The organism is Streptomyces sp. A18, assembly GCF_059026065.1.
Genome location: NZ_JBWLKL010000059.1, coordinates 1 through 14983, shown reverse-complemented (window position 1 = coordinate 14983; position 14983 = coordinate 1). Strand labels below are relative to the sequence as shown.

Sequence of the window (14983 nt, the reverse complement as noted above, 5' to 3'; positions counted from 1 at the left end):
TTCCCCCGAGGGCACCGGCGGGTCACATCCATGTCCGGACGAGTACGGCCGATCGGCGTTGTCGCGGTTGCCGCCCACCGACGAGTCGCTGCCCACCGACGAAGGGACACACCACAGTGAACAGCACATGGTTCCGGCGCTTCACCCCGGCCGTGGCGGAGGGGCCGCGGCTCGTGTGCTTCCCGCACGCGGGAGGCTCGGCGACGGCGTACGCACCTCTGGAGCGCGCGCTGCCACGGGATCTCGACGTGGTGTCCGTGCAGTACCCGGGGCGCCAGGACCGCTACCGCGAGGCGCCGTTCACGGCGCTGGATCCCCTGGTCGAGGCGATCGCCGGGGAACTGGCCCGCGAACTCGCCGTGCGCCCCGGCAGGCCCTACGCCTTCTTCGGCCACAGCATGGGCGCGCTTGTCGCCTTCGAGACGGCCCGGCTGCTCGCCCGGCGCGAACTCCCCGGCCCGCAGCGGCTGTTCCTCTCGGGGCGGGCCGCGCCCAACACCCGGTCGAGCACCCGTCTGGACAGTTACGACGACTCCGACGTGCTGGCGGAGGTGCGCAAGCTCGGCGGCACCGACCAGGCCATGCTGCGGAACCCCGAGCTCCTGGAGATGGTGCTGCCCGGGCTGCGCGCCGACTACCGGGCCCTGAGCACCTACGTATGGCGCGAGGGGGAGCCCCTCTCCGCTCCGGTGACCGCCCTGATCGGGGACAGCGACCCGATGGTGACGGTGCCGGAGGCGCAGACCTGGCAGGAGCACACCACCGGCGCGTTCGGCCTCAAGGTCTTCTCCGGCGGTCACTTCTACATCGGCGACCACCTGGACCGGGTCGCCGGGACCGTCACCGAGGGTCTGCTGGCCGACGCCGTGGTCATCTGACCGCGGCGCACGACACCTTGCCGCGGCGGCGGGACCCGGTCCCGCCGCCGCGGAGGCATTTACGCGTATACGTAAAAGCCCCGGCCTGCCTTCTTGCCCAGCAGGCCGCCCTCGACCATGCGCTTGAGGAGCGGCGGCGGCGCGTACAGCGGCTCCTTGAACTCCTCGTACATGGCCTGCGCGATGGACACGGTGGTGTCCAGGCCGATCAGGTCGGCGAGCCGCAGCGGACCCATCGGGTGCGCGCAGCCCTGCGTCATGCCCTGGTCGATGACCTCGGCGGTCGCGAGGCCCGACTCGACCATCCGGACCGCGGAGAGCAGGTAGGGGAAGAGCAGCGCGTTGACGAGGAAGCCCGCCCGGTCCGGCGAGGGGATCGGCTTCTTGCCGAGGACGTCGCGGACGAAGACCAGGGCCCGCGCGCTCACCGTCTCGTCCGTGAGCACCGAGTCGATGAGCTCGACGAGCGGCAGCGCGGGCACCGGGTTGAAGAAGTGCATGCCGAGGACCTGGCCGGGACGCCGGGTCGCGGCGGCCAGACGTGCGACCGGGATCGAGGACGTGTTGGTCGCCAGGATCGCGTCCGGGTCCTCGACGATCTTGTCGAGGGACGCGAACAGGTCCTGTTTGACCTGCTCGTCCTCCTTGACGGCCTCGACCACCAGCTGCCGGTCGGCCAGTTCGCCGAGGTCACGCGTGAACGACACCCGGCCCAGGGCCTCGTCGCGCTCCTGCTCGGTCAGCTTGCCCTTGGCCACGCCCCGGTCCAGGGATGCGGCGAGGCGCTGCGGCGCCGTCACGAGGGACGCGTCGGAGAACACCGCGACCCGCACGTCGAGCCCAGCCTTCGCGCACAGTTCGGCGATGCCGATGCCCATGATGCCGCTGCCGGCGACACCCACCCGGCGGATGTCCGTGCCGGTGCGCTGCCCGGCGGCGCTCTGCGTGGACGTGGTCATGCGTGGTACCCCCAGGTCAGAAGTGATGCTCCGATCGACATGCCGCCGCCGAACCCGGCGAGCAGCACCAGGTCTCCCGGCGAAAGGGCTCCCGTGCGGTTGGCCTCGTCGAGTGCGACGGGCACCGAGGCGCTGCCGACGTTCCCGTACTTGATGAGCGTGCGGTGCGTCTGTGCGGCGCCGAGGCCCGTGCGCTCGACGACGTCGCCGAGCATCACGCCGTTGGCCTGGTGCGGCACGAAGTGGTCGACGGCGCCGATGTCCACGCCCGCCTTGTCCGCGAGGGCGAGCAGCGCCGGCGGCACGTGTTCGGCGACGAAGTCGCGCACCCCGCGGCCGTCCATCTTGAAGTAGTGGCCGCCCTCCGCGACGGTCTTCGCCGACGCCGGGTTGCGGCTGCCGCCGGCCTCGACGCGGATCAGGTGGTGGGCGTCGCCGCGGCTCGCCAGGTCGGTCGCGATGATGCCGTAGGGCTCGGGCACCGTCCCGACGATCGCGGCTCCGGCACCGTCGGCGAACAGGATCGCCGTCCTGTGGTCGGTGAAGTCCAGGATCCGCGAGTACACGTCCGCCCCGATCACCAGGACCCGGGCTTCCGGCCGCATGGCCACCAGACTGTGGGCGAGCGAGAGCGCGTAGACAAAGCCGCTGCACACGACGTTGACGTCGAAGCAGGCCGCGCCCCAGGCGTCGAGCCCATGCTGGACGAGGTGCGACGTGGGCGGCTGCGGGAAGTCCCCCGTGGAGGTCGACACGATGATGTAGTCGATCTGCTCTGGGGCCAACTGCGCCTGTGTCAGGGCACGTTCGGCGGCCTGCACCGCCAGGTCGGACGTCGCCTCGTGCGGGGCCGCGTAGCGCCGCGACTGGATCTGCGTCTTGCGTTCGATCCACTCCGCGGTGACGCCGACGCGCTCGGCGACCTCTTCGTTGTCCACCTCGTGCTTGGGCAGATAGGAGCCGGTGGAAAGTATTCCTATTCCCATGTCAGGCCACCTCGGCGGACTGTGCCTGGTGGGTGTCGCGCAGCGGGTTGATCCGCGCGGTCCCGATCTTCTCCCGCAGTACGGGATCGGTGACGCCGAGCCCCTCCTCGGGCGCGAGGCAGAGCACGCCGACCTTTCCGGTGTGCCTGTTCAGCTGGACCAGGCGTGCGGCCTCGCCCACCCCCTTCAGCGGGAACACCTCGGAGACAATGGGCGAGAGATGTCCCAGCTGGAAGAGCCGGTTGCACTCCGCCTGCTCCTGGAGATTGGCCGCGTGGCTGCCGACGATCCGCTTGAGGTTCATCCAGAGATAGCGGTTGTCGAAGTGGTGGTCGTAACCCGTGCTCGAACCGCAGGTGACGACCGTCCCGCCCTTGCGCACGACGAACACCGAGATGCCGAACGTCGCCCGCCCGACGTAGTCGAAGACGACGTGCGGGTCCTCGCCGACCTGCCGCCGGATCTCGCGCCCGAGCCGTTTGCCGAGCTCGAGCGTCCGTTCCGGGGTGAGCGCCTCGTTCCCGCCCATGCCGATCTCGTTGCGGTTGATCACCACGTCGCAGCCGAGCCGGCGCAGCACCTCGGCCTTGCGCTCGGAGCTGACCACGCCAACGGGGATACCGCCCGCGTTCTTCACCATCTGCACCGCGAACGCGCCGAGGCCGCCCGTCGCGCCCCAGATGAGCACGACGTCCCCCTGCTTGATCCGCGCGCCGTTGTCACCGACCAGCATCCGGTACGAGGTCGCCGCCGTCAGCAGGACGCCCGCCGCCTCCTCCCAGGTCAGGTGCGCCGGCTTGGGCAGCAGCTGGCTCGCGCGCACCACCGAGTAGTGGGCGAGCCCGCCGAAGTTCGTCTCGTAGCCCCAGATCCGCTGGCCCGACCCGAGCATCGCGTCGGCGTGCGTCGCCGGCTCCTGCTCGTCGACCTGGACGCAGCTGGCGACCACACGGTCGCCCACCTTCCAGTGCCGCACACCGGGCCCGACCCGTACGACGATTCCGGCCGCGTCCGACCCGACCACCTGGTGGGGCAGGTCGTGCCGGGCGGCGTAACCACCCTCGCGGGCATAGCGCTTGAGGAATGCGAACGTGGGCACCGGCTCGAACGTCGCCGACCAGACCGTGTTGTAGTTGATGGAACTCGCCATGACGGCGACGACGACCTCGTCCGGCGCGATGTCCGGCATCGGAACCGGTCCGACGTGCAGCGCCTTGCGGACGTCCTTGTCCTCCACACCGTCGAACATTCCGATGTCCGAGGCCAGGATGTGCGCGGCCTCGTACTCCGAGGGAAGTTCGTGTCGCCCGATCTCTTCCGGGCCCGCCCCGTCCAGCAGGGCTGCGGTCAAAGAATCCATGATTACCTTTCTTCTCTGCAGTGGCCGCAGGAAAAGAAACGTGCAGCACGGCAGATCAATGGAGAGCGCAAACAAAGAACGCTGCTGACTGGACGATCAGACCCGGATGCCGACTCAGAGGACCGCGCCCTCCCTCGTCCTGCGGCGCAGACTCGGCCTGCTGGACTGGGCAAGGTCCTTCCACATGTCCGAAAGACCGGTGATGGTGCGCGCCGCGAACAGCTTGCGGATCGACACCTCCTGGTTCAGCTCGGCCCGGATCAGACCGACCAGCCTGATCGCGCGCAGCGAGTTGCCGCCGAGATCGAAGAAGTCGTCGTCGATGCCCACCCGGTCCAGTTCGAGCACGTCGGCGAACGCGGCGGCAAGGGTTCGCTCGGTGTCGTTGCGCGGCGCCCGGTACTTGCCGTCGTCGAACCGGGGCTCCGGCAGCGCAGCCCGGTCGGTCCTGCCGCCCGCCGTCACCGGAAGGCTTTCGAGGACCGTGAAGACCGCGGGCACCTGCGACTCCGGCAGCCGCGACGCGGCGAACCGGCGCAGCTCGTCGGCCGACACGGTCTTGCCGCCCGCCGGGACCACGTAGGCCACGATGCGCTGCTGGCCGGAGCCGTCCTGCCGCAGGACCACCACCGCTCGGGCGAGGCCCGTGTGCTCGGACAGGGCCTCTTCCACCTCGGCCAGCTCGACCCGTACGCCGCGTACGTCCGCCAGGGCGTCGGCGCGGCCCACATAGGCGAGCCGGCCGTCATCGGTCCACCGGACACGGTCGCCGGTCCGGTACATCAGGGTGCCGGGCGTGGGGGCGAACGGGCTCGGCACGTAGCGCTGCGCGGTCAGGCCGGGGCGGCCGGGGTAGCCGCGTGTCACGCCGGGTCCGGCCACATACAGCTCGCCGGTCACTCCGGCGGGGACGGGCGCGAGGCCCGGTCCCAGAACGTAGCGGGCGGTGTCTTCCGTCGGCTCGTGGCCGTCGGTGACCGTCAGCTCCGGGCAGGCTTCCCGGACCCGGCGCAGCGCGGCCGCCGGCACGCGGTCGCCGCCGGTCCACACCTCGCGCAGTCCGGCGAGGCGCTCGGGGCGGTCCGCCGCGAGCGCCGAGAACTGGTCCGCGGAGAGCCGCACCGCGGAGATGTCGTGCGCCGCGCGCGCCTCGGCCAGCGCCTCGACGGCGGGCTTCCCCTCGGGGGCCACGGCCACCCGGCCGCCGTGCAGCAAGGGCACCCACAGGTCGAGAGCCAGCGCGTCGGAGGTGTGCGGCGCGTGCCACAGAACGGTGTGGTCGCCGGCCTTGTGCCGACCGCTGTCCTGGACGAAGTGCCGCAGGTTGCGGTGTGTGACGGCGACTTCGGTCTCCGTACCGGTCGTGTCGTGGCCGTACTGCACGGCCAGGAGGCTGTCCGCGTGCGGCAGGCGCTGCGGGGCCGGTGGCTGATGTGCGGCCGCGCTGTCGTCGAACACGATCGCCGGGACGGCCGGCTCGGCCGGGGCGTTCGCGGCGGTAGCGGCGTCGGTGAGCAGTGCGTGCACCGAGGCGCGGCCGGCCTGCGACTCGAGTCGCGTCTTGAGCTGCTGCGCCGTCAGCGCGGGGTCGACCGGCAGGTAGGCCCCGCCCGCCTTGACCACGCCGAGGAGGGCGACGGCCAGGTCCGCCGAGCGGGGCAGCGCCACCGCCACGAGCGTCTCGGGTCCGACGTCCTTGCCGCGCAGCACGCCGGCCACGCGGTCCGAGCGCTCGTCCAGCTCCCGGTACGAGAGCACCGCGTCGCCGGAGACGAGCGCGACGGCGTCGGGCTGCCTTTCCACCTGGCGGGCGAACAGCTCCGGGACCGTCGGCCCCGGCTCCTCGTCGCGGGCGGGTGCCGTCAGGACCCGCTGCCGCTCGGCGCCGCTCACCACGTCCAGGGCGCCCACCGGCCGCTCGGTGTCGGCCACCACGGCACGGATGTACGCGATCAGCTCCTCGCCGATGAAGCGCAGCTCCGCTCGGGAGTACAGGCTCGCGGGGGCGTCGAGCCGGATGTACATGTCGTTCTCCGCGCTCCCGTCGTTGGAGACGGCGATCGACAGCTCGTCGAAGGCACCGGTGGTCCCGCAGAGGTAGCGCGCCGGGCTGTCGGCGAAGTGCAGCTGCTCGCCGAACTCGACGACGTTGATGACGGCGCCGAAACTGCCGCGGTCGCTCAGCACGGTCTCGCTCACGCGCTGGATGTCCGAGTAGTGGCACCCGGTGTGCCCGAAGAGTTCGTAACTCTCGTCGACCATCTCGTCGGCGAGCTCGCCGAAGGTCGTACGGAGCGGAACCTTCACCCGCACCGGCACGACGTTGACCGCGAGGCCAGGGGTCCTGCTCGCCACGCCGACGCGGTTGCCGACGGCCAGTGAGAGGAGGAACTCCGGGCGGTCGCAGCGGTGCCGGAAGAACACCGCCGCGGCCGAGGTCACCATGGTGGACATCCACACGCCGAGGGTCTTGGCGGTCTCGGTCCAGGTGTCCGCCTCGGCGCGCGGAACGCAGAGCGTGCGGCTGACCATGCCGATCGCGTCGGTCAGCTCTCCCCAGCGGTCGGCATCGTTCAGCGGTTCGTCGAGTGCCGTCCGCTGTGCGTCGGACAGTTCGACGCGCGGGACCTGCGCGGGCGCGGGCGCGTCCTTGAGGTACTCGCGCCAGAACTCCGTGTCCTCGGTGAACTTCGGCGACGCGAGGTACTCCGTCGCCTCGGTGGCGAAAGACTCGGCGTCCCACGGGTGCGGCAGCTGCGGCACTTCCTCCTGCCGGGCCAGTGCCGTGTAGACCTCGGCGAAGCGCTTCGAGAGCAGGCCGTTGGCGCCGAACCCGTCGGAGATGAGGTGGTGGTAGGCGATCACCAGGAGCGAGCGGCTCGCCCCGAGCTTCACCACGCCGAGCCGGAACAGCAGGTCCCGCTCCAGGTCGAACGGCTTGCGCACCAGGTCGGCCAGCGTGTCGCGCGCCGCCTGCTCGGGGTCGGCCGCGGCACTGACGTCCACGAAGAACGGCTTCCAGTCCCCCAGTTCGCGGGGGGTCAGCCGCAGGCCGCTGCCGTCGTCGGCGAAATTGACGCGCAGCACTTCCGCTTCACCGAGGACGTGCAGGAACGCGGATTCCATGACTGCCGAATCCAGTTCACCGTCCACATCCCACATGGTCAGTGCATGGTTCAGCGTGTCGGAAGACACTGTCTCGGCCAGCCACAGCCCTTTATGCGCAGACGACGCACCGAACGAACGCACACGGATCAACCCCTCGGAAAACAGGTTCGGGAATCGCAGAATTCGCAGATCACCCCCACCTTCCGGGAAGTGAGTCAGCCGTTCAAGACAAGTCGGTACCCGGCGGGACACCACCGCTTTCGCGGTTGCGGTGTCCCGCCGGCGGGACACTTCCGCGTGTCAGTACCAGACGTAGAGATAAATGGGCAGCATCGCTCCGGGCAGGCCGAACTCGCACTTGTAGGGGAGGTCCTGGGCCTTTCCGGCGGCCTCGCAGTACGACGGATTGTTGTAGTACGTACTGTGGAGGTGCCAGCTCGCCGCAGCGGCGGCCGAAGCCTTCGACGGTGCGGGTGGCTGTGCGGGTCCGGCCGCCTGCGCGGGTACGGCGGCGCCGGCGAGGACGAGCGCACCTCCCAGGGTCAGGCCGGCCAGTGCATGACGTACGCGCATGTATCGCTCCTCATCATCGGACGGGACTCCTGTCGGTCCACCGGCGGCTCATTTGGTCAGCTGGGCCGTGATGTGCGCGGCGATGAGGCTCGGGGACGGCTGCCGCAGCACCAGGTTGGCCCGCAGCTTCAGGCCGGTGGACGCGGTCAGGCGCTTGCTCAGCTCCACCGAGAGCAGCGAGTCGAACCCGATCTCCTTGAACTCCTGCTCGGGGTCGATGGCCTCGCCCGAGGCGTGTCCGAGCACGACGGCGACCTTCTCCCGCACGTGGTCGAGGACGAGCGCCCCGGCCTCGTCGGCGGGTAGCGCGGCGACCCTGTCCGCCAGCGACACGACCTGCTCGTCGTCCGCGGGCAGCTCGGCCGGGGGCTGCTCCGCCGCCACCGTGTGCGCGGAGTTCAGCCAGTACCGGCGCCGCTGGAACGCGTACGTCGGAAGGTCCACCCGGCGGCGTGTGCCGAACAGGGCGTCCCAGTCCACGGACCCGCCACGGACGTGCAGTTGGGCCAGCGAACCGACCACGGACTCGGCCTCGCTCCGGTCCCGCCGCGCCGACGAGAGGACCACCGCGTCGTCCACGTCCTCGACGATGTCCTGCACCGGGACGGTGAGGACGGGGTGCGGGCTCATCTCGATGAACACCCGGAAGCCGTCGTCGGACAACTTCCGTACGGAGGATTCGAAGAGGACCTTTTCGCGCAGATTGTTGTACCAGTAATCGGCGTCCAGCTTCGCGGTGTCGATGACTTCGCCGTACAGGGTCGAATAGAAGGGCAGCTTCGACGTCTGCGGGCTCACGTCGGAAAGCGGGCCGATCACCTGGTCGCGGACCCGGGTCACATAGTGGGAATGGGAAGCGTAGTCGACGGATATCCGCCTGGCCTGGGAACCCTCGGCCCGCATCTTCTCGACGAATTCGTCGAGAGCGTCGGGCTCCCCGGACACCACCACCGAGCGCGGCCCGTTGACCACGGCGATGTTCACCTGGTCGCCCCACGGAGTGATCCGCTCCGCGACGACGTCCGCGGACTCGGCGACCGATGCCATGCCGCCGTGGCCGTTCAGGTCGATCAGGGCCTTGCTGCGGAGCGCCACGACCCTGGTGGCGTCGCGCAGGGACAGCGCGCCGCACACGTAGGCGGCGGCGATCTCGCCCTGGCTGTGCCCCACCACCGCGGACGGTTCCACGCCCCAGGAGCGCCACAGGGCAGCCATGGACACCATCACGGAGAACAGCGCGGGCTGCACCACGTCCACCCGGTCGAACGTCGGCGCCCCTTCCGCACCGCGGATCACGTCGAGCAGCGACCAGTCGACCCATTCGTCGAGGGCGGCCGCGCACGCGTCGAGGCTCCGCGCGAAGACCGGGAAGGTGTCGTACAGCTGTCGGCCCATGCCGATCCACTGCGAACCCTGACCGGGGAACATGAAGGCGACGTTGCCGAGGTTGCCCGCGCTGCCGCTCACCACCGCGGCGGACTCCGCGCCGCCGCTCAGCGCCGCCAGGCCGCCGAGCAACTCGTCCCGGCCGCGGCCCAGGACCACCGCGCGGTGCTCGAAGCGCGAGCGGGCCGACGCCAGCGACCAGCCGATGCCGGCGATGTCGGCCTGCGGGTCGGCGGCGACGAAGTCGCGCAGCTTGCCGGCCTGTTGCCGCAGGGCGGCGGCCGTCTTGCCCGACACCACCCACGGCACGAGGCCGTCGGCGGTGCCTGCCTCGGGGGACGACGTGTGCTCGTCCTCCGCCTCCGGCGGCGCCTCCTCCAGGATCACGTGCGCGTTGGTGCCGCTGACCCCGAACGAGGACACCCCGGCGCGCCGCGGACCGTTCCCGCTGGTCCACTCACGCCCCTCCACCAGGAGTTCGACGTCACCGGACGACCAGTCCACGTGCTGCGATGGGGTGTTCACGTGCAGCGTCTTCGGCAGGTACTTGTGGCGCATGGCCATCACGGACTTGATGACTCCGCCGACCCCGGCGGCGGCCATCGCGTGACCGATGTTCGACTTCAGGGAGCCGAGCCACAGCGGCCTGCCCTCGGTCCTGCCCTGCCCGTAGGTCGCCAGGAGGGCGTTCGCCTCGATGGGGTCGCCCAGCTTGGTTCCGGTGCCGTGGGCCTCGACCAGGTCCACCTCGGAGGCCGGGACACCCGCGTTGGCCAGCGCCTTGCGGATCACCTTCTCCTGGGCGCGGCCGTTGGGCGCGGTGAGGCCGTTGCTGGCCCCGTCCTGGTTCACCGCGGAACCGCGCAGGACCGCGAGCACCGGGTGGCCGTTGCGGCGGGCGTCGGACAGCCGCTCGAGGAGCAGTACGCCCACTCCCTCGGCCCAGCCGGTCCCGTCGGCCCCGTCGGCGAAGGCCTTGCAGCGGGCATCGGCCGACAGGGCACCCTGCTTGGAGAACTCCACGAACAGCGCGGGCGTCGGCATCACCGAAGCACCGCCCGCAAGGGCCATCGAGCACTCGCCGGAACGCAGCGCCTGCTCCGCCATGTGCAGGGCCACCAGGGACGACGAGCACGCCGTGTCCACCGACACCGCGGGCCCGGTGAGCCCCATCTCGTAGGCCACCCGGCCGGAGGCGACGCTCAGCGCGCTGCCGTACAGGAGGTAGCCCTCCAGGTCCTTCTGGCCGCCCTCCAGGAAGCGCCAGCCGTACTCGGTGGAGCTCACCCCGGAGAAGACGCCGATCTCGGACCCTCGCACGTCGGCGGGGACGATGCCCGCCCGCTCGAAGGCCTCCCACGACGTTTCGAGGAGCAGCCGGTGGTGCGGGTCGACGGCAAGGGCCTCGCGCGGGCTGATGCCAAAGAAGCCCGCGTCGAAACCGGCCACGTCGCTCAGGAAGCCTCCGTGACGCGTGTACGAGCTGCCGGGGGCGTCGGGGTCCGGGTCGTACACGTCCCGCCACCCGCGGTCCGTCGGGAACTCCTCCACGACGTCACGCCCTTCACGGAGCATGTCCCACAGTTCCTCGGGCGTGGACACGCCTCCGGGGTAGCGGCAGGCCATGGACACCACGGCGATGGGCTCGCCGCTGCCTGCCTTCAGGGCGTCGTTCTCCTGCCGGAGACGGTCGCGCTCCTCGAGGAGTGTGCGGAGCGCCCGTTGGACCCGGTCCGCGCCGTCCGCTGTGCGATCCGCGGAGTTGGTCATGTCATTTACCTCTTCTCGTCAAGGGCCAGACCGACCAGTGCTTCCAAGTCCAGGTCCGACAGTTCGTCCGCACCGGTGCCCGCGTCCGCCGCCGGCCCGCTCGCGTCGGCGACGTCCGCCGGGGCGGCGCAGGCCAGGACCAGGTCCAGGACGCCCGCGCTGCGCAGGCTGTCGATCGAGACGGTGCGCAGTACTTCCCGGATCTCCCGCTCCGCCGCCTCGTCATCGGCCGGGGCCGCGTCCGGTGCCGGACGCAGCAGGCCGTAGAGGTACTCGCCCAGCTCGCGCGGGGTCGGATAGCTGAAGACGAGGGTGGATGGCAGCCGCAGGCCGGTCGATGAAGCCAGGCGGTTGCACAGTTCGACCGAGGTCAGCGAGTCGAATCCCAGCTGCGTGAACTGCAGGTCGACGTCGACGGCCGCCCCGGACGCATGTCCGAGCACGACGGCCACCTGATCGCGGACCCAGTCCCGTACGGCTGCCTCCGCCTCGTCCGCGGGCAGCGTGGCAAGACGGGCGGACAGGTCGAGAGCGCCGCCTTCCTTGGCCGTACCCGCCTTGCCGCGGCGCGGCCTGCCGCCCTCGACGAGGTCGCGCAGGACGAGCGGCAGCTCTTCGGCGGCCTTGTTGCGCAGCGTGGCGATGTCCACCCGCGCCGGGATGAGGACCGGCTTGTCGCTCGCGATCGCCGAGTCGAACATGGCGAGCGCGTCGGGCGTCGGCATCGCGGCGACGCCCATCCGCCGCATCCGCGAGAGGTCGGCCTGGTCGAGTCCCTCGGTCATGCCGCTGCTCTGCTCCCACCAGCCCCAGCACAGCGCGGTGCCGGGCAGGCCCGAAGCCTTGCGGTGCGCGGCCAGGCCGTCCAGGAAGACGTTCGCCGCCGCGTAGTTGGCCTGTCCTCCGGTGCCGAGCGTGCCCGCGAGCGCGGAGAACTCGATGAACGCGGAGAGCGGGTAGTCCTTGGTCAGCTCGTGCAGGTTGATGGCACCGCCCGCCTTGGCACGCAGCACGTGGTCGATGCTCTCCGGGGTCAGCGCGTCGATGACGCCGTCCGCGAGGACGCCCGCCGCGTGCACGACCGCCGTCAGCGGGTACTGCCCGGGCATGTCCGCGAGCAGGTCCGCCACGGCGGCCCGGTCGGCGACGTCGCACGCCACGACCCGGACGGCGGCGCCCGCCGCCTCCAGCTCCGTGACCAGCTCGGGAACCCCGTCGGCGGCAACTCCCCGACGGCTGGCCAGCATCAGGCTCCGTACGCCGTGCTCGGCGACGAGATGCCGGGCCACCAGCGAACCGACTCCGCCGGTGCCGCCGGTCACGAGCACGGTGCCGCCACCGAAGCCGTTGCCGAGCTCCAGGACCAGCTTGCCGACGTGGCGGCCCTGGCTCATCTCGCGGAACGTCTTGCGGGCATCGCGGATGTGCCGGACGGAGACCGGGGTCAGCTGTACGCGCCCGTCGGCGAACAGCTCCATGACGTCGCGAAACATCTCGTGGATCGCCTCGGGGCCCGCCTCGAAGACGTCGATGGCCTCGTAGTCGACTCCGGGGTGACCGGCCGCCACCTGCGCGGCATCGCGGATGTCCGTCTTCCCCATCTCGATGAACTTGCCGCCCTCGGGCAGCAGCGTCAGCGAGGCGTCGACGAATTGGTGCGCCAGGGAGTTCAGTACGACGTCGACGCCCTGACCATCCGTGGCGTCCAGGAACTTCTGGGCGAACTCCAGGTCGCGCGACGAGGACAGGTGCGCGTCGTCGAGGCCGAGGCCGCGCAGGGCGGCCCACTTGGCCGGGCTCGCGGTCGCGTAGATCTCGGCCCCGATGCCCTTCGCCATCTGGACGGCGGCCATTCCGACGCCGCCCGCCGCGGCGTGGATGAGGATGCGCTGCCCCTTCTTGAGCTTCGTGACATGGAAGAGCGCGTAGTACGCGGTGAGGAAGGTGGTCGGCATGGACGCCGCCTCGGCGTAGCTCCACCCGTCGGGGATGGGCATGAGCAGGCGGTGGTCCGCCAGGGCCACACGGCCGAAGGAGCCGGTGAAGATGCCGGTCACGCGGTCGCCCGCCGAAAGGTTCGTCACGTCGTCCGCCACTTCGACGACGACGCCGGCGCCCTCGCTGCCGATCCCGGTGTCGATGGCTGTCCTGTCCACAAGGCCCAGGGCGATCGTCACGTCACGGAAGTTGAGCCCCGCGGCCTCGACGGCGATCCGGACCTGCCCGGCGGCCAGGGGCTCCTCCACCTCGGGGCACGGCACCCAGGTCAGGTTCTGCAGGGTCCCCTTGCTCGGGATGCCGAGACGGTGGGCGCCTTCGCCGTGCGGCTCGATCTGCTGGTCGTCGGGTGCGACCGGCGTCATGCGGGGGACGAGGTACGCGCCGCCGCGCACCGCCAGCTGGTCCTCGCCGACGGCCACCGCATCCGGGACGCGTGCCAGGGACGCGTCCTCGTCGTCGATGTCGACGATGCGGAACCTGCCGGGGTGCTCCGTCTGCGCGGACCGGATCAGGCCCCACACGGAGGCGCCGGGAAGGCTTTCGACGCCCTCCCCCGCCGTGGCGGCGAGGGCCTGGCGGGTCAGCACCACCAGCGTGGAACCGGCGAGCGGCTCCTCGGCGATGAACCGCTGGACCAGGTCGAGCACGAGCTTGTCGGCGTTGGCGACCGCGGTGAGCAGGTCGGATTCGGCGGCGGTGCCGGCGCCGGCGCCGGTGAAGTCGTCCAGGCAGAGGACGACGTGGCGGGGTGCCTCTCCCGCGAGGATCTCTTCCAGGGTCTCGTGGAACAGGGCATTCTCGTCGCCCGTCCCGGAGAGCCGCGAGGCCAGGCCGCTCTTCGTACCGAGAACGCCCCACTTCCCGCGATAGGTCTCCGGCTTGCCCTGCTTGCTCTGCTCGACCGGCCGCCAACCCAGTTCGTAGAGCGTCCGGCCCTGTTCGCCACCCGCCGGGCGCACCTGCTCCGCGCTGACCGGCCGGAACGTCAACGCCTCGATGTGCGCGACCCTGCGGCCGTGCTCGTCGGCGATCGTCAGGGAGACGACGCCTTCGCCGGCCGGGGAAATCCGCACCTTCACGCTCGGACCGCACTCCCCGACCAGGTGCACCTTGGCCCAGGAGAACGGCATCCAGCCCTGGTCACCGGTCACCTCGATGACGCCGCCGGCCGCCACCGCGTGCAGCACGGAGTCGATCAGCGCCGGATGCATGCCGAACCCGGCGCGGGCCGAGCCCTCGGAAGCCTCGGGAAGAGTGGCGAGGGCGTAGAGGTCGTCACCCTGCTGCCAGACCTCGCGCAGCCCCTGGAACGTCGGGCCGTAGTCGAACCCGGAGTCCGCGAGCGACTCGTACAGGCCCTCGATGTCGATGGCGAGCTGCTTCGCCCCGGCCGGCGGCCATACGGCGAGCGGTCCCGCGTCGGCGGTCTGTGCGGTGTCCGCCGCCGGTGACAGGTTGCCCATCGCGTGCCGGGTCCAGCCGCCCAACGTCGGGCCGTCGTCACCGGGACGCGAGTACACGTCCAGGGAGCGGCGTCCCGCCTCGTCCGCCGCACCGACGACGACCCGTACCTGTACGTCGCCCGAGTCGGGGATGATCAGGGGCACTTCCAAGGCGAGTTCCTCGACCACGGCAGACCCGACGAAGTCGCCCACCGACAGCGCCAGATCCATGTACGCCGTCGCCGGTACGACGACCGCACCGAACACGGCGTGATCGGCGAGCCACTCGTGTGTACGCAGGGACCACAGGTCCGTGAAGACCACCTCACCGGAGCCCGGGTGGTCCACCGCGGCACCCAGCAGCGGATGGTCCGAGGCCGACAGACCGGCGGACGCGACGTCCGCCGACTCCATCTCGGCGAGGAAGTCCAGCCAGTAGTTCCGGCGCTGGAAGGCGTAGGTGGGGAGGTCGACCTGGCGGCGCTTACCGAAGAGGGCGTCCCAGTCCACGGCGGCGCCC

The 14983-nt window shown here is 71.0% G+C and carries 8 protein-coding genes; 1 reads left to right on the top strand and 7 read right to left on the bottom strand.

All coding sequences use genetic code 11. The features are described from left to right. Nucleotides 1-116 precede the first annotated feature (116 nt). Complete coding sequence (locus tag AC5P1C_RS40500) at nt 117-878, top strand: thioesterase II family protein (RefSeq protein ID WP_493871003.1); 762 nt, start codon at nt 117-119, stop codon at nt 876-878. A 59-nt stretch (nt 879-937) separates the two neighbouring features. Here the strand turns inward: AC5P1C_RS40500 and AC5P1C_RS40495 are convergent, their stop codons facing one another. From AC5P1C_RS40495 to AC5P1C_RS40465, 7 genes are all read right to left on the bottom strand, one after another. Continuing rightward, entirely contained in the window at nt 938-1837 is a 900-nt protein-coding gene (locus tag AC5P1C_RS40495; RefSeq protein WP_493871002.1) for a 3-hydroxybutyryl-CoA dehydrogenase, read from the bottom strand. Further along, the gene (locus AC5P1C_RS40490) at nt 1834-2823 is read right to left on the bottom strand and encodes a 3-oxoacyl-ACP synthase III family protein (RefSeq protein WP_493871001.1); all 990 of its coding nucleotides are present in this window, start codon (nt 2821-2823) and stop codon (nt 1834-1836) included. Before AC5P1C_RS40490 ends, AC5P1C_RS40495 begins: the two co-directional genes overlap by 4 nt. A 1-nt stretch (nt 2824) precedes the next feature. Beyond that, on the bottom strand, nt 2825-4183 hold the full coding sequence (ccrA, locus tag AC5P1C_RS40485; protein WP_493871000.1) for a crotonyl-CoA carboxylase/reductase: 1359 nt from the start codon (nt 4181-4183) through the stop codon (nt 2825-2827). 114 nt (nt 4184-4297) lie between these two features. Next, the gene (locus tag AC5P1C_RS40480; RefSeq protein ID WP_493870999.1) at nt 4298-7432 is read right to left on the bottom strand and encodes an AMP-binding protein; all 3135 of its coding nucleotides are present in this window, start codon (nt 7430-7432) and stop codon (nt 4298-4300) included. Nucleotides 7433-7591: 159 nt separating this feature from the next. Then, nucleotides 7592-7864, bottom strand: coding sequence for a hypothetical protein (locus AC5P1C_RS40475; RefSeq protein ID WP_493870998.1), 273 nt, complete (start codon nt 7862-7864; stop codon nt 7592-7594). A gap of 48 nt (nt 7865-7912) precedes the next feature. Then, on the bottom strand, nt 7913-11020 hold the full coding sequence (locus AC5P1C_RS40470; RefSeq protein WP_493870997.1) for a type I polyketide synthase: 3108 nt from the start codon (nt 11018-11020) through the stop codon (nt 7913-7915). Nucleotides 11021-11025: 5 nt separating this feature from the next. Continuing rightward, the coding region (locus AC5P1C_RS40465) for an SDR family NAD(P)-dependent oxidoreductase (RefSeq protein WP_493870996.1) at nt 11026-14983 on the bottom strand (3958 nt) is incomplete at its 5' end.

Coding starts and splice junctions, on each gene's coding strand:
- AC5P1C_RS40490 (WP_493871001.1), bottom strand. CDS start 2,823: ATGGGAATAGGAATACTTTCCACCGGCTCCTATCTGCCCAAGCACGAG.
- AC5P1C_RS40495 (WP_493871002.1), bottom strand. CDS start 1,837: ATGACCACGTCCACGCAGAGCGCCGCCGGGCAGCGCACCGGCACGGAC.
- AC5P1C_RS40470 (WP_493870997.1), bottom strand. CDS start 11,020: ATGACCAACTCCGCGGATCGCACAGCGGACGGCGCGGACCGGGTCCAA.
- AC5P1C_RS40475 (WP_493870998.1), bottom strand. CDS start 7,864: ATGCGCGTACGTCATGCACTGGCCGGCCTGACCCTGGGAGGTGCGCTC.
- ccrA (WP_493871000.1), bottom strand. CDS start 4,183: ATGGATTCTTTGACCGCAGCCCTGCTGGACGGGGCGGGCCCGGAAGAG.